We start from the raw sequence: 15951 nt of genomic DNA on the forward strand, positions 1-15951 counted from the left end.
CCGATGTCCCGCCAGCCCTTGCTTCGCCTGCGGGCGACCGGGTGGATCGGTGCCACGTGGCAGGGCCGGCCAGCCGCACGATCACACAGAGGTGATCATTCAGCGGCCGTCGCGCGGGGGGCGAACGGCGGGCTTCGGCGGCGGTGCGCTATTGGGCGGTCCAGCCGCCATCCACCGCCAGCAGGGTGCCGGTGCAGAAGCTGGATTCGTCGCTGGCGAGGAACAACATCGCATTGGCGATCTCGTCCGGCCGGCCGAGCCGCTTCATGGCTTGGCGCCCCTCAAGGCCCGCCCGCAGCGCGGCGGCGTCGGGGCTGGTGCGGAACATCTCGTCGAAGAACGGCGATTCGATCGTGCCGGGAGCGACCGCATTGATGCGCAGGCCCTGGTCCACATGGTCGAGTGCCATGGCGCGGGTCATCGCCGCCACTGCGCCCTTGGAGGTGACATAGGCCGCCCGGTCGCGGATGCCCACCGTCGAAACCGCGGAGGCGGTGTTCACGATCACCCCGCCGCCTTGCCGCACCATGTGGGGAATGGCGTATTTGCAGCCGAGGAACACCCCGCGCACATTCACCGCCATGAGCGCGTCGAAATCCTCCACCTCGGTCTCGACAACGCTGCCGGGAATGCCATAGCCGGCATTGTTCACCAGAATGTCGATGCGCCCCCGAGCAGCGGCGATGCCGTCGATGGCGGCGCGCATGTCGGCCGCGTTCGAGACATCGGCCCGCACCGCATGGGCCGTGCCGCCGTCCTGCGCGATCCGGGTCGCGGTGGCGAAGGCCGCCTCTTCATCGCGGTCCACCACCGTCACATGGGCACCTTCGTGCGCGAACAGAAGGCAGGCCCGCGCCCCGATGCCGGACCCGCCGCCGGTGATGACGGCGATCTTGTTGCTCAACCGACCCATGGTGTCCTCGTCTGAAAAAGTCTTGCCGGCCAAGGCGCGGAGGGGCGCCCCGGCCGGCAAGGTCGCATGCGCTCACGCAGCTCTGTCAAGGGCACCTTCGCGGGTGACACCCGCCTCGGTGAGCGCCCGGCGCAGGCGATCGAGTTCGGCTTGCGGCAGCTTCATCAGCGGCGGGCGCACCACCGCGCGCTCCTGCCGGCCGAGCATGACGAGGCATTCCTTCATGCGGTTGTGCATGTCGAGGAACGGGGGCGCGTAGAAAGCCTGCGCCAGGGGATAGATGCGGTCGTTGATCTCCTGCGCGAGCGCGAGATCGTCGGCCTGCACGGCCCGCCACAAAGCCACCTGAAGGTCCGGGATCACGCTGCCGGCGCCGGAGAGCAGGCCGTTGCAGCCCATGGTCAGCGAGGCCATCAGCCAGGAGGAGTGCGTGGTCAGCACGTTCACCGGCTTCGCCAGCGCCTGGAAGGTGCGGATATGGCGCTCATGAAGCATGGGATTGTTGGACCAATCCTTGATGGCCCGGATGCTCGGCACCTTTTCGAACAGCTTCAGCAAAGTGTCGAACGGGTAGTGAACGCCCGAGGCCTCAGGATAGGCGAAGCAGATGATCGGCAGGTCGGGCGCGGCATCGGCGATGGCGCTGTAGTGCGCGATGGCCATTTCCGGGCGCAGGTGCCCGCCCATGGACAGCGTGTTCGGCGGGAACACCAGCAGCGCGGACGCGCCTTCCTGCGCGCCCATGCGGGCGAGGCGCGCCGCTTCCGCCGTGCCGTCCGCATAGACGCCGGAAATCAGCGGCAGGCGCCCGCCGATCTCGTCCAGCGAGACGGCGAGGATGCGCTTCTGGTCCTCGAACGAGCAGGCGTGCACCTCGGAGGCATGACCATTGACCGTGATGGCGGAGAGCCCGTCCACGGCGGCGACGTCGCGCAGATGACGGCGCGTCTCGCCCTCATTGATGGAGAAATCCTCGTTCAGCGCGAGCAAGGTGGCGGGAATGACGCCCTGGGGCACGTAATCCTTGAAACGGGGCATGTTCGGCACTCCTGTGGAGGTTTGAGTGGGTTCAATGGCGCCAGAGGCCGCCGGCGACGGTGAGGGCTTGTCCGGTCATGTAGGCGGCCGCGTCGGAGGCCAGGAACGCTGCGACGCCCGCCACATCCTCGGGCATGCCGAGCCGGCCGAGCGGGATCGCCGCAACGCGCTTGTCCGAGCCTTCAAGGCCGAGCCGGAGCGCGTCTTCCTCGCCGCGCGCCCGCATGGCGGTGTCGGTGATGATGCCGGGGCAGATGGCATTGACCGTGATGCGGCGCGGCGCCAGTTCCAGCGCCAAGCTCTCGGTGAGGCCGAGGATGGCGAACTTGGTAGCGCAATAGCCGCCGTAGAACGCCTTGCCGGACTTTCCGAGCCAGGACGACATGTTGATGATGCGCCCGGTGCCCTCCTGCGTGAGGAGCGGCACCGCCGCCTGGCAGGCATGGAAGATGCCGTCCACATTGATGCGGAACATGGCCTCCCAATGGGCCTTGGGCAGATCGGCGATGGCGCCGAGGCGCATGATGCCGGCATTGTTCACCAGCACGTCGAGCCCCCCGAGGCTATCGCGCAGCGCATGGATGGCATCGCCGATGTCCTGCGCTTCGGCGACATCGGCGCGCGCGGAGGCTGCCTCGCCGCCCGCTGCGACGATCAGATCCCGGGTGTGCGCGGCCGCCTGCGGATCGAGATCGACCACGCCGACGCGTGCCCCATCCGCCGCCAGACGCAGCGCGATGGCGCGCCCGATGCCCGCGCCGCCGCCGGTGATGATGGCTGCGCGCCCCGCCAGCGGCCGCGCCTGCTCGCCTTCGGCCATCACGCGGCCCGCTCTGCGCTCTGCGCGTTCTGCGTCCACTTCATGTGGTGCTTGCCGACCGCGACGGTCTCGCCGCGCTGGTTGGTGACATCCACCTGGGCGAGGGTGCGCCGGCGCTCGGCATCCACTTCGCTGATGGTATAGGCGACGTGGATCGTGTCGCCGAAGAACACCGGCTTGATGAAGCGGATGCCGTCATAGCCGAGCGAAACCGGGGTCGAATCGATGCCCTGCTCCAGGCTCTTCTCGATCATGCGTGTGGATGCGGTGGACATGTAGCCCACCAGCAACGCGCCATGGGCGATGCGCTGGCCGAACATGGAGTTCTTCATGAACTCGTCGTCCACATGGTTTCCGGAGAGATCCCCGGTAATACCGGCGAACAGATAGACGTCGCTTTCGCCGACGGTCTTGGAGAACTTCACCTTGTCGCCCACCTTGGCGTGCATCACAGTCATGTCTTGGTCCTCAACCATAAGAAATGCGGCGGGAATGGCCCTCAAGCGAGCGCCCGTCAGTTGATGGCTTCCTCGCTCTCGCGATCGAAGAAATGCAGGCCGCGCGGGTCGAGCCAGAGCGGCACATGGTCGTGCACGGCGATGGGCGCCTCGGGGGCGATGCGCGAGGCCATCATCAGCGTGTCGCCCGCGCGCACGCCAATCACCATTTCCGCGCCGAGTTGCTCGGTGACTTCCACCGGAGCTGAGAAGGCGGTCTCATGCCCGGCTGGGCACTGGCCGAAGCACACCTGCTCCGGCCGCACCCCGAGCGTCACCGGGCGGCGGTTGGTGCGGGCGAACATCGCGGCGCGCTGCGGCGGCAGGCGGATCGAGAAGTCCTGCGCCTCGGCGTGGAAGAAATCGCCCTTCTGGACGATATCCACCGGCAGGAAGTTCATGGCCGGCGCACCGATGAAGCTCGCGACGAAGCGGTTCTTCGGTCGGTTGTAGATGTCGAGCGGCGTTCCCACCTGCTGGATGCAGCCATCCTTCATCACCACAACCCGGTCGCCGAGCGTCATGGCTTCCACCTGGTCGTGGGTGACATAGATGGAGGTAGTCTCCACCCGCTCGCGCAGGCGCTTCAGCTCCACGCGCATCTGCGCCCGCAGCTTGGCGTCGAGGTTGGAGAGCGGCTCGTCGAACAGGAACACTTGCGGGTGGCGCACGATGCAGCGCCCCAGCGCCACCCGTTGCTGCTGGCCGCCGGACAATTGCTGCGGCTTGCGCGCCAGCAGCGGGCCGAGGCCGAGGATCTCGGTGGCCCGCATCACCTCCTGCTTGATCTTGTCTTCGGAAACCTTGCGGTTGCGCAGGCCGAAGGCGAGATTGTCGTAGACCGTCATGTGCTGGTAGAGCGCATAGTTCTGGAACACCATGGCGATGTCCCGGTCCTTCGGCGGCAGGTCGTTGACCACCGTGCTGCCGATCTGGATCGTGCCGGTGCTGATGCCCTCCAGACCCGCCACCATGCGCAGGGTTGTGGATTTGCCGCAGCCCGAGGGGCCCACCAGCACCAGGAATTCGCGATCCTGGATATGCAGGCTCACGTCCTTCACCACATGCAGCGAGCCGTAGGTCTTGCAGACATCTTTCAGAATGACTTCGGCCATTGGAAAAATCCTCCCTGATGCGCCCGTTCGGCCTACATGCGCAGGCCGCGGACGACGTATTTCTGTCCGAAGATCGTGATGAGCAGCGCCGGCAGCATGGCGAGCACGGCGGTCGCGCTCATGAGATGCCATTCGGTGCCGGTCTCGGTGACGAACTGCGCCATGGTGACGGTGATCACCGGCGTGCGCTGCGCCGTGAGGATGAGGCCGAACAGGAACTCGTTCCAGGTCCACAGCCAGGACAGGATGGCGAGCGCCGCGATGCCCGGCATGGCGGACGGCAGCGCCACCCGGCGGAACGCGCCCCAGCGGGTGCAGCCGTCGATCAGCGCCGCATGCTCCATGGAGGGGCTGATGCTGTCGAAGAAGCCCTTCATGATCCAGGAGAAGAAGCACACATGCACCGCCACGTGCGGCAGCAGCAGTCCGAGATAAGTATCGTAGATGCCGAGATTGGTCGTCACCAAATAGAGCGGTAGCACCCAGGAGATATAGGGCACGGTGCGGAAGACATAGATAATGCCGAACCAGCTGCGTTGAATGGGTCCGGTGAAGCGCGACAGCATGTAGCCGCTGCCCACCGTGACGCCGAGCGAAGCCACCGTCGCGATGGAGGACAGGACAAAGCTGTTCCACATGGAGTGCAGCACCACCGGCTGCGCCAGCACCTCGGCGAAATTATCGAGCGTGAATTCCCATCCGCGCCAGATGTAATACACGCCCGAGGGCGGGCGCACGGAGGTGAGCAGCAGGATCGCCACCGGCCCGATGAAAATCATCAGGATCGCGATCACCACGAGCGCGAAGAACACCCGCCGGCCGGCGACGCCGAGCAGGCCCAGAAAGCCGCTCGCCTGGGCGCGGGGGCCGGTGGAGGAGACGGCGAACGACAGGCTCATCGGGAAACCTCCATGGCGCGGTTGACGATGGCATAGAGGCCGAGACCCACCGCCAGCATGATGATGGCGCCTGCGCCCGCCGCCGCGGCGCCGCGACCGAGATCGAGATTCACGAACGCCTCCACATAGGCATAGACGGAGAACACCTCGGTGCTGCGCGCCGGCCCGCCGCCGGTGAGCACCCACACCTGATCGAAGGTGCGGAACGCATCGATGGCGCGGATCAGCACGCACACGGCGATCACTGGCCGCAGCAGCGGCAAGGTGACGTGGGTGAAGATGCCCCATTTGCTCGCGGCATCAATCTGCGCCGCCTCATAGGGCTCCTTGGGCAGGCCTTGGAGCGCCGCCAGGAGGATGATGGTGAACCAGGGGGTCCAGATCCAGACATCCGTGAGGATGATGATGATGAAGCTCGGCCAGCGCTCGGAGAGCCAGCCGATCTGCGGCACGCCGATCACCGCCAGCAGATTGGTGAGGATGCCGAACTGATCGTTGAACGACCAGCGCATCATCGTCGCCGTGATCACCGGCGCGATGGTCAGCGGCAGGAGCACCACGGTCTGGATCAGGAAGTGGCCGAAGAACTTTCTCTTCAGCAGGTGCGCGAGCGCCAGCCCGAACACCAGAGACAAGGAGACCGACGACACCATCAGGATGAAGGTATTCGGCAGCACGATCTTCAGGAACACCGGGTCGGTGAAGACCTCGACATAATGGCGTAGGCCCACCCAGGTCTTCTGCGGATTGACCAGCGACCAGTCGCGGAACGAGGCATTCATGCCGATGAGGATCGGCACCACCTCGAATGACAGCAGCACCAAAGCGGCAGGCGCGATGAGAAGGAGCATGAAGCGCTCCTTCTCCGCGAGCAGGCGCGGCCGATGGGCCGCGCTGGCCGGCGCCATGCTCATCGCATGGCCCCTTGATGGATCGCCGGCGCGCCTTCCGTGAGCACCTTGGGAATGTCTTCCCGCGCGCCGGTGACGGCCTTGACCAGAATATCCGAATAGGTTTTATGCACCACCGCCCAGTTGCGGAAGTAATAAGCGTCATGCACATGGGCGGAGTCGAACAGAATGCCCTTGACCTGCCGCCACACCGGGTCGGACTTGTCGAGCATGGCCCAGACCTTGCTGTTGGGCGGGGGGCCGCCGGTCTGTTCCCATTGGGCGATCTGGCCGTCGTAATCGGTCATCATGGCGCCGAGCAGGGCTTTGGCGGCCTTCTGCTTCTCCGGCGGCACGCTTTTGGGGATCGACCAGCCCCAGATGTCGATCCAGGAGCGGTGTTCCTTCGACATGGGTCCCTGGGGGAAGCGCGCCATGCCCACATGGCCGGCCGCCTTCGATTTCTTCGGATCGTTATAGGTGCCGAGCAAGGTGGAATCCGCCACCGTGAAGGCGGCATCGCCAGCCTGGAAGATGGCATTCGCCTCATCGCGCGAATAGGTGGACATGCCGGGCGGGCTGATATTGTTCTTGTGCAGGGCATCCCACCAGAATTCGGCGGTCTGCACCTGGCAGGCGTCGGCGGTCATGGGCTTCCAGCCATTCTTCGAGAGCACGGCATTGTCGCGCTCATAGGCGGGCGCATAGACGTCGCAATTATTGTTCCAGAGCGACCACCAGAAGCTGAAGAAGGTGTTCGTGAACGACATTCCGCCCACAAAACCCCATTTTACTTTCCCCTCCTTCTGAAGCTTCTGGGAAACCTTCACCAGATCATCCCAGGTCTTGGGCACCTCCGCTTCGGAGACAAGGTCCGTGCGATAGAAAAAGATGCCGGCGGTGGTGGCCATCGGCACGGTGGTCGGCTGTCCCTTCTCGTTGAAGAAGGGCTCGAGCTGGCCTTCAGCCACGTTCTTGATCTCGGGAATATCGTCGGTGGAGACGAGGTATTGAGCCCAATCCTGGCCCCAATCGTCATTGTGCCAGATGATGTCGCATTGCCCGGTCGAGTTGTTCGCCAGCATCTGCGTGATCTTGGGCAGGTAGATCGAATAAGACATGGGCGTCTTGGTCAGGTTGATATCCTGCTTCTTGGCCCATTTTTCCAGGATCGCCAGATTTGCGGTCTGAACCGGATGGTTCATGTAACAGATGGTCAGATCCGTCGCGGCCGAGGCCGCGCTGGGCGCGAGGGCCGAAAGGCCCGCCGCCAGCCCGAGTCCGGCCAATAGGCGCAACGATTTGCATATACTCATGTTTGCTCCTCCCCGAAGCCAAAGTGTCTCGCCGGATTCCCGGTCGTGTGACGTCGTTATTGTGAAGCGATGCGCGGCGGTTCAGGCGCAGGCGGGCTCCGCCGTTTCGACTTTCGCGGGCGCGCCCACGATGCCTTGCGCCAGCAGATCCGCGATCGCGGCAGCGTCGTAGCCGATCTCTTCCAGGATATCGGCGGTCTGCGCGCCGAGGGGCTGCGGCGGGAGCTTGATCTGCGGCGCCTGCCCGTCATAGCGGATCGGATGGGTGACCAGGGTGATCGGATCGCCGGTGGCGCCGGTGATGGTCTGGAAGCTCTGGTTGTGGCGCACCTGCGGGTCGTCCACCACGGCCGGATAATCGTTCACCGGCGAATGCCAGATGCCTGCAGCATCGAAAATGGCCACCAAATCCGCGGTGGTGCGGGCGGCAAGCGCCGCCGCGATCGCCGGCGTCGCCTGGTCGCGATGCGTATAGCATTGGGCATCGGCCACCCGCTGGTCCGCAGGGATCTCCAGCGCCGCGCTGAGGGCATCGAGCGAACCGAGCGAAATGGCGATGTGGCCGTCTTGCGTCGGATAAATGCCGTAGGGTGCACCGTAATACCAGCCGGAGATATTACCCGGCTGGCGCACATCATCCGGGCGGACGCCATTGAGATAGCAGGTGAAGGATTCCAGCTGCAGGTCGATGGCGGCGGACAGCAGGCTGACATCCACCTTGCAGCCCTTGCCGGTCCGCATGCGGCCGAGCAAAGCCGCCATGATGCCGTTGGCGAACAGGGCCGCGCCGTGATGGTCCACCGCCGAGACGCCCACCGCCCGCGGGCCGTGCTCCCGGGTGCCGGTAATGGTGGCAAGGCCGGACATGGCCTGGATGATGAGATCCTGCCCCGGCTTGTTCACATAGGGCCCGTCCGCGCCATAGCCGGAGGCCGAAGCATAGATGATATCAGGCTTGATCCGCTTGGCGGCCTCATAGCCAAGACCCAGCTTATCCATGACGCCGGGGCGGAAATTCTCCGCCACCACATCGGCCGTGGCGATCAGCTCACGGGCGATGGCGAGGCCCTTTTTATCCTTCAGGTTCAAGGCAAGGCTGCGCTTGTTCCGATTGCCGGCGAGCAGCAGCATGGTCTGTCCCGCCACATCCTTGTTGGCGCCACCCCATTTGCGCTGGAAGGCACCCTCCGTGGATTCCACGGCGATCACATCGGCGCCAAGGTCTGCGAGCTGCTGGATGCCCACCGGCCCCATCAGGAAATGGTTGAAGCTGAGGATTCGAATGCCTTTGAGGTGGTCCAACGCCTCGCTCCCACTTGATTTTTTTGCGCCCTCGCATCGGGGCTACTTCTGAAAACGATTTCAGGATAGAAATGGGTTGAGAGGCTGTCAACCCTTATGGACCTCGAGGCGAAGGTTCCGGCATAATCGAATCTCGAAAGTTTTTGAAAATTCGGCGGAAACTCCGGTTTTAAGGGGCGTATTCCTTGATCAAGCACAAGACGAAGCTGGAAGACGTCGCAAAGCTCGCCGGAGTTTCGCTCGCAACCGTCTCGCGGGTGCTCAACCATCCGAACATCGTGCGCCCCGAACTGCGCGATAAAGTATCGCAAGCCGTGGCCAGCCTGTCCTACACCCGTGATGCCGCCGCGCGGGCCCTCAAGTCCGGCCGGACCCACACCATCGGCGCGGTCGTGCCGACGCTTGGCATCAGCATCTTCGCCGAGGGCGTAGAGGCCCTACAAAATCGCCTGAGCGAGCACGGATATACTTTGCTTCTTGCCAATTCTCAGTACGATATGAAGAAAGAACTGCAAGAAGTCCGCGCCCTTATCGAGCGCGGTGTGGACGCCATTGTCCTCGTGGGCGATTCATCTTCCAATGAGGTTCATGCCCTCATCAAGAAGCACGGTATCCCCGTCGTCATTACCTACGTTGCCCAGTCCAAGCGCGGAACCCCAGCCATAGGCATCGACAACGAAGGCGCGACGCGGGAGATGACACGCTACCTCCTCGGCCTCGGGCATCGCGAGGTGGGGGTCATCGCGAACGTTCCGGCCGCCAACGACCGTTCCCGCGCCCGCCTCTCCGGCATCCTGAAGACCTTGGAGGAAGCCGGCGTCACACTGCCGAAAAGCCGCCTCATCAAAGCCGAACACTCCCTCGTCCAAGGCCGCATGGGCTTGCAACAATTAATGAAATCGCATCCGCAGATCACCGCGGTCATCTGCACCACCGATACGCTGGCAGTCGGTGCGATGACCGAGGCACGGGCCATGGGCATCCCCGTTCCCGCCGCCCTCTCCATCACCGGCTTCGACGATATCGAGCTCTCATCCCAGCTCGATCCGCCACTGACGACGGTGAGCGTTCCAGCCGCCGAGATTGGCCGAGGGGCCGCCGACCACCTGATCAACGCCATCGCCGGCCTGCCGATACCTTTGGTGAGCGATCTGCCGTTCCGGATCGTGATCCGCGGCACCACCGCCAAAGCTCGCACTTCCAATCCGAAGCGCCTCACGCGGGCATGACGCGACTATACCTTGGGTCGGCTCTTCTGATATATGAGCCTCAGAAAACGTTTTCATAAAACGATGCCAGAGGCCGGCCATGCCCCAGACGCTTCCCCTCCCGTTAAATCCGTCCGAGCCGCTGGTGCTGGCGGAACCGCCGCGCGACGGGGTGATGCGCGTCACCCTCAACCGCCCGCACAAGCGCAACGCGCTCAGCCGTGCGCTGCTGATCGAGCTCGCCGGACTCTGCGCGGATGCCGCGGCCGACCCGCAGGTCCGCTGCGTGGTGCTGACAGGAGCACCCACATTCTTCTGCGCCGGCGCGGACATCTCTGAAATGCAGGCCTGGGGCTTTGCCGCGTTGGAACATGCAGGGCGCCAGGCGGCCTGGGATGCCATCGCGGCCTTCCCTAAACCCTTGATCGCAGCCGTCGAGGGAATTTGCTTCGGCGGGGGCCACGAACTCGCCATGCTGGCCGACATGATCATCGCCTCACAAAGCGCCCGCTTCGGCCAGCCCGAAATCAATATCGGCATTCTGCCCGGCGATGGCGCGACCCAGCGTGTCACGCGGGTGGCCGGCAAGTCGCTCGCCATGAAGATGATGCTGACCGGTGAGCCCATCGACGCGGCCACAGCGCTGGCGGCCGGGCTCGTGGCGGAGGTCGTTCCGCCCGGGCAGGCGGTCGAACGCGCATGCGAACTTGCCCGCATCATCGCCACCAAGCCGCCAATGTCCGCACGCCTGGTGAAGGAAGCGGTTCTCGCGGCCTATGAGACGCCGCTCGCAGCCGGCCTGCAGGTCGAGCGCCGGGCGATCCGCCATGCGTTCACGACGCACGATCAGAAGGAAGGCATGGCCGCCTTCGCGGAAAAACGCCCGCCGCGCTTTCAGGGCAGCTGACGGCAGAGCGAAGCGAGAACGGGCGCCCCGCCCGACAGGCAGCAACTTTGCCCTGATGGCCTTCGCGCAGCGGCTTCGGCTGCGCGAAGGCTCGTCCCGATGCAACCGTTCCGTCCCGCGCGAGAGGCACGAGATCGTCCGAGTGGAATCAGCCAGGGCACGGGAAGCGAACCATTCAGGTTTTCCGAATGGTCCTTCTTATTTTTCAGCATTGTCGAATACCTCCCGGCCGTAGGAGCATCCGCAAAACGCAAGAATGAGAACGCGGGAGGATGCGTATGAACCAGGATCAGGTCTTTATTGACGGCCAATGGACCGCCCCTGTTTCGGGTGACGTCGTGCCGGTCCTGGATCCGAGCACCGGGGCGAGCATCGGGCATATCGCACGCGGTGGGGCAGCCGATATCGACCTTGCTGTAAAAGCCGCCCGCAATGCCTTCCAGACGGTGTGGGGCGCCACGCCGGCGCTGGAACGCGGGCGACTGCTCAGCCGCCTCGGCCTGCTGATCCTCGATAATCTTGAGGAATTGGCGGAGGTCGAAGCCGCCGACACCGGCAAACCCATGAAGCTGGCGCGCAACGATATCCGCGTGACCGCCCGCTATTTCGAATATTACGGCGGCGCCGCCGACAAGATCCACGGCGAGGCCATTCCGTTCCTGGCCGGTTACCAGGTGATGGTGCTGCGCGAGCCGCGCGGTGTCACGGGCCACATCATTCCCTGGAACTACCCCGCCTCCATGTTCGGCCGCACGCTCGCCGCATCGCTTGCGGCGGGCAATACCACCATCCTCAAGCCTGCCGAGGAAGCTTCGCTCTCCTGCCTGCGGCTCACCGAACTGGCCCGCCAGATCGGCTTTCCCGCCGGCGTCATCAATGTGGTGACGGGCCTGGGCGAGGAAGCCGGCGCGGCGCTCGCATGCCATCCGGGCATTGATTTCCTGTCGTTCACCGGCTCGCCGGAGGTCGGCACGCTGGTGCAGCGGGCCGCGGCGGAAAACCATGTGCCCTGCGTGCTCGAACTGGGCGGAAAATCGCCCCAGATCGTGTTCGCCGACGCCGACCAGGACAAGGCGGTGGAAATCATCATCGGCGCCATCGTGCAGAACACCGGGCAGACCTGTTCCGCCGGCTCGCGGGTGCTGATCGAGCGCTCCATCTACGAACCCTTCATGGGCCGCCTGGCCCGCCGCATGGCAGCGGTCGAGGTGGGACATCCCAGCCAGGACCTGGATTGCGGACCGGTGATCAATGCGGTCCAGCGCGACCGCGTCACCGGCTTCCTCGAACGCGCCGCCACCGACAATGTGGAGATCGCCGCCCAGGGCAAGATCCATCCCCAGGCGTCCAAGGACGGGTATTTCGTGCCTCCGACGCTGTTCGGCCTCGTGCCGCGCACCCACGAGCTGGCCCGCGAGGAAGTGTTTGGCCCGGTGCTCGCGGCCCTGCCGTTTGACGACGAGGACGATGCCCTGCGCCTCGCCAATGGCACCGATTACGGCCTCATCGCCGGCGTGTGGACCCGCGACGGCGGCCGCCAGATGCGCATGGCCAAGGGCATCCGCGCCGGCCAGATCTATATCAACGGCTATGGCGCCGGCGGGGGCATCGAGCTTCCGTTCGGCGGCTTCGGCAAGAGCGGGCACGGGCGCGAGAAGGGGTTCGAGGCGCTGCACGAATACACGGTGGCGAAGACCGTGGTGATCGACCACAGCCGGTAAGCCTTTTTGCCCAAAGCGCGGCGTGACGTGGGACCGGCAAGGCGCCGGCCCCCTGCCCTCTCAAATCCTGTGAGTTCTTGCCCATGACCGGCACTGCCCCCAACCTGGCCGAGCTGCCTGAATTCTCCCACGCTGCGGTGGTGCGCCGCTTCGGAGAACCGGTGAAAATCGAATGCGTCCCCATCCCACGGGCGCCGGAGCCGGGCGCCCTGATCGTGCGCACCACCGCCTGCTCCATCTGCGGCACGGACGTGCACCTTTCGCGCGGCAACCTCTCGCTCACGGTGGACCTGCCGATTATCCTCGGCCACGAGATGGTCGGGCGGGTCGTTGCCATCGGCGAAGGGGCGGAGCGCGACAGCGTCGGCCAGAAGCTCGCCATCGGCGATCGCATCCTTTGGACCCACACCGCTTGCGGCCAGTGCTTCTTCTGCACCGTCGCCCGCCAGCCGACCCTGTGCGAGAACCGCCGCGCCTATATGTACGAGAATATCGAGAAGCCGCCGTATCTGCTCGGCGGCTTCTCCGAATATGGCTATGTGCTGCCCCAGTCCGGCCGCGTGCGGGTGCCGGATAATCTGGACGATGCGGTCGCCAGCCTATGTTCCTGCGCCTTTCGTTCAGTGATGAACGCCTTCGACAATCTCGGGCCGATCGACCCGTCCGAGCACGTGGCGATCCAGGGGGCAGGGCCGCTCGGCATATTGGCGGCGGCGGTGGCGCGCGTCGCCGGCGCACGCACCGTGAGCGTCATCGGGGCGCCGGCCCCGCGCCTCGCCCTGGCCCAGGAGTTCGGCGCCACCCACGTGTTCACCATCGAGGGCACGACCCATGCGGACCGTGCCGCGGAATTGCGCGCGCTCACGAACGGACGCGGGCCGGACATCGTCATGGAGTTCACCGGCCATCCGGATGCGTTCGGAGAAGGGCTGGACCTGGTACGCAAGGGCGGGCGCTATCTCACGGTGGGCCAATTGGGCGGCGGCACCACGACCTTCAGCCCCTCGACCATCGTCAAGAAGAACATCCGCGTCATCGGCTCCTTCTCGGGCGACGTGAAATCCTATTGGAAGGCGCTGCAGTTCGCGTCTGCCCATATCGACACCATCCCGTTCGGCAAGATGATCACCGGTCGCTTCGCCCTGGCGGATGTCAACATCGCGCTGGAACGCATGCATCGGCTTGAGGAGATCAAGCCGCTCATCGTGATGACGTGAGGACGGGCCATGACAGACACGGTGCAGTTCACGCCTGACCGGCCCGGCCCCCTCGACGGGGTGCGCGTGCTCGACATGTCGCGCCTGGTGGCCGGCAACATGACCACCCATGTGCTCGCGGATTACGGGGCCGACGTCATCAAGATCGAGCGTCCCGGCAAGGGCGACGATCTGCGCGGCTGGAAGGTCGACGGCATTGAGGTCTTCTGGAAGGTCTATTCGCGCAACAAGCGCAGCGTCGCGCTCGACATCCATTCCGAGGATGGGCGCGACCTCCTGCTGCGCCTGATCGACACCGCGCAGGTGCTGGTGGAGAATTTCCTGCCGGGCACGCTGGAGCGCTGGGCACTCGGCCCGGACGTCCTGCACACGCGCAACCCGCGCCTGATCGTCCTGCGCGTCTCCGGCTGGGGTCAAACGGGTCCCTGGAGCCAGCGCCCCGGCTTCGGCACGCTCGTGGAAGCCATGTCCGGCTGGGCCTTCATGAACGGCCATCCCGACAAGCCGCCGACCTTGCCGCCGCTCGCTTTGGCCGACATGATCTCGGGCCTCTACGGCGCTTCCGCGATCCTCGCCGCGTTGCGGGCCACCGAGCTCAACGGCGCACCGGGACAGGTGATTGATCTGTCCCTGTTCGAGCCCATCCACGCCATGATCGGGGCGGAAGCGGCGCAATTGCGCATCACCGGGCGCCCCACGGAACGGGCCGGTAACCAATCCTCCCACACCGCCCCGCGCAACGTCTATCGCTGCGCCGACGGGGCCTATGTGGCGATGTCCGGATCCATGCAATCCATGGCGGAACGCATCCTCGACACCATCGGCCGGCCGGAGCTCAAGAGCGATCCCCGCTTCGTCGACAACGACGCGCGCGTCGCCAATCGCGACGAGCTGGATGCCATCATCGGTGCTTTCGTCGCCACCCGCGACCAGGCGGAGAACCTCGCCTTGTTCGACGCCGCAGGGGTCACCGTCGGCCCTGTCTGCTCGGTGGCGGACCTTGTGAACCATCCTTACGTCCTCGGCCGCGCGGCGATCGTGGAGGTCGCGGACCGTGACCTCGGCTCAATACCAATGCCCAACATCATTCCCCGCTTTTCGGCCACGCCGGGTGTGTTCCGCCGCCCCGCACCCGCCGTCGGTGAGCACAACGAAGAAATCCGGCGCGAGCTCGGCGTACCGGCGCGCGGATCCGCCGTGGAGATTTCCCGATGAATAGGCCCGCACCCGCCTGGCGCTCCTTGTTGTTCATTCCCGTTCTGAATGAGCGCTTTCTTGCCCGGGCCGCCGAGCGGGATGCCGATGCGATCCAGCTCGACCTTGAAGACGCAACGCCCCCCAGCCAGAAGCCGGACGCGCGCCGCGCCCTTCCAGCAGCCGCCGCGCGGCTCGCGCAGCAGCAGCTCGACGTGATCGTCCGCATCAACCGGCCCTGGCGGGACGCGATGGCGGATATGGAGGCCGCGGTGGGCCAGCACGTATCCTGCCTCACCTTACCGAAGGTGCCCGATGCGTCCCACGTGCGCACCATCTCGGAAATCCTCGACGAACTGGAGGCGGAGCGCGGGTTGGAGCGCGGCCACACGCGCCTTATCGTGATGATCGAGACCGCCGAGGGCCTGCTCAACATGCCGGCCATCGCGGCAAGCCATCCCCGCATCGCCGGCATGACGGTGGGCGCGGAGGATCTGGCGGTCTCGCTCGGCGCTTCGCCCACATATGACACCCTTTATGTGCACAATGCCCAGGCCGTGGTCGCCGCGCGGAGCGCCGGTATCCAGCCGATCGGCTTCGTCGGCAGCGTTGCCGATTACGCCGACGCGGCCGCCTTCCGGCGGACCATCACCCAGGCCCGCGAGATGGGCTTCACTGGCGGCTTCTGCATCCATCCGAGCCAGGTGCCGATCATGAACGAGGTGTTCGCACCTTCGACGAACGAGATCGACTGGGCACGCGGCGCGCTTGCTGCCTTCGAAGAGGCACTGGCGAAGGGGGTCGGCGCGGTGACCTTCCGGGGGGCCATGCTGGACCTGCCGGTCGCCGATCGTGCCCGCGCCATTCTTGCGCGACACGAGGCTGTGGAAAAAATGCGCAAGCCAAGATCTTAA

Annotated in this window: 15 protein-coding genes; 6 read left to right on the forward strand and 9 right to left on the reverse strand. The window is 65.2% G+C overall.

All coding sequences use genetic code 11. From position 1 onward, the window contains the following. Positions 1–148: 148 nt before the first annotated feature. From V5F78_RS16325 to V5F78_RS16365, 9 genes are all read right to left on the reverse strand, one after another. Positions 149–913 carry an SDR family oxidoreductase gene (locus tag V5F78_RS16325; RefSeq protein WP_394067141.1) on the reverse strand — a complete coding sequence of 255 codons (765 nt, stop codon included), beginning with the start codon at positions 911–913 and terminating at the stop codon, positions 149–151. A 72-nt stretch (positions 914–985) separates the two neighbouring features. After that, positions 986–1951 (reverse strand): dihydrodipicolinate synthase family protein, encoded by a 966-nt coding sequence (locus V5F78_RS16330; RefSeq protein WP_394067143.1) that lies wholly within the window; start codon positions 1949–1951, stop codon positions 986–988. Between the two features lie 31 nt (positions 1952–1982). Beyond that, the gene (locus V5F78_RS16335; protein ID WP_394067837.1) at positions 1983–2771 is read right to left on the reverse strand and encodes an SDR family NAD(P)-dependent oxidoreductase; all 789 of its coding nucleotides are present in this window, start codon (positions 2769–2771) and stop codon (positions 1983–1985) included. Beyond that, on the reverse strand, positions 2771–3229 hold the full coding sequence (locus V5F78_RS16340; RefSeq protein ID WP_348846738.1) for a MaoC family dehydratase: 459 nt from the start codon (positions 3227–3229) through the stop codon (positions 2771–2773). The genes V5F78_RS16335 and V5F78_RS16340 overlap by 1 nt, the downstream gene beginning before the upstream one ends. Before the next feature lie 56 nt (positions 3230–3285). Then, a complete protein-coding gene (locus V5F78_RS16345) occupies positions 3286–4383 on the reverse strand; it encodes an ABC transporter ATP-binding protein (RefSeq protein WP_394067144.1) in 1098 nt (365 codons plus the stop codon). Between the two features lie 32 nt (positions 4384–4415). Continuing rightward, entirely contained in the window at positions 4416–5282 is an 867-nt protein-coding gene (locus V5F78_RS16350; RefSeq protein WP_394067145.1) for a carbohydrate ABC transporter permease, read from the reverse strand. Continuing rightward, a complete protein-coding gene (locus V5F78_RS16355) occupies positions 5279–6196 on the reverse strand; it encodes a carbohydrate ABC transporter permease (RefSeq protein WP_394067146.1) in 918 nt (305 codons plus the stop codon). The genes V5F78_RS16350 and V5F78_RS16355 overlap by 4 nt, the downstream gene beginning before the upstream one ends. Next, complete coding sequence (locus tag V5F78_RS16360; RefSeq protein ID WP_394067148.1) at positions 6193–7488, reverse strand: extracellular solute-binding protein; 1296 nt, start codon at positions 7486–7488, stop codon at positions 6193–6195. Before V5F78_RS16360 ends, V5F78_RS16355 begins: the two co-directional genes overlap by 4 nt. An 81-nt stretch (positions 7489–7569) precedes the next feature. Next, positions 7570–8790, reverse strand: a complete 1221-nt coding sequence (locus V5F78_RS16365; RefSeq protein WP_394067150.1) for a CaiB/BaiF CoA transferase family protein — start codon at positions 8788–8790, stop codon at positions 7570–7572. Between the two features lie 185 nt (positions 8791–8975). Between V5F78_RS16365 and V5F78_RS16370 the strand changes: the two genes are divergently transcribed. The 6 genes from V5F78_RS16370 (at position 8976) to V5F78_RS16395 (ending at position 15951) form a co-directional block, all read left to right on the forward strand. Further along, positions 8976–10019, forward strand: a complete 1044-nt coding sequence (locus tag V5F78_RS16370) for a LacI family DNA-binding transcriptional regulator (protein WP_394067152.1) — start codon at positions 8976–8978, stop codon at positions 10017–10019. 79 nt (positions 10020–10098) lie between these two features. Continuing rightward, positions 10099–10905, forward strand: a complete 807-nt coding sequence (locus tag V5F78_RS16375) for an enoyl-CoA hydratase/isomerase family protein (protein WP_394067154.1) — start codon at positions 10099–10101, stop codon at positions 10903–10905. 278 nt (positions 10906–11183) lie between these two features. Beyond that, the gene (locus V5F78_RS16380) at positions 11184–12626 is read left to right on the forward strand and encodes an aldehyde dehydrogenase family protein (RefSeq protein WP_394067156.1); all 1443 of its coding nucleotides are present in this window, start codon (positions 11184–11186) and stop codon (positions 12624–12626) included. A gap of 83 nt (positions 12627–12709) precedes the next feature. Further along, positions 12710–13843: a zinc-binding dehydrogenase gene (locus V5F78_RS16385; RefSeq protein ID WP_394067158.1), complete on the forward strand. Its 1134-nt coding sequence runs from the start codon at positions 12710–12712 to the stop codon at positions 13841–13843. Positions 13844–13852: 9 nt separating this feature from the next. Continuing rightward, entirely contained in the window at positions 13853–15058 is a 1206-nt protein-coding gene (locus tag V5F78_RS16390; protein WP_394067160.1) for a CaiB/BaiF CoA transferase family protein, read from the forward strand. Further along, positions 15055–15951 (forward strand): HpcH/HpaI aldolase/citrate lyase family protein, encoded by an 897-nt coding sequence (locus tag V5F78_RS16395; RefSeq protein WP_394067162.1) that lies wholly within the window; start codon positions 15055–15057, stop codon positions 15949–15951. Before V5F78_RS16390 ends, V5F78_RS16395 begins: the two co-directional genes overlap by 4 nt.

Source organism: Roseixanthobacter glucoisosaccharinicivorans (assembly GCF_043195095.2).
Lineage (GTDB): Bacteria > Pseudomonadota > Alphaproteobacteria > Rhizobiales > Xanthobacteraceae > NCEH01.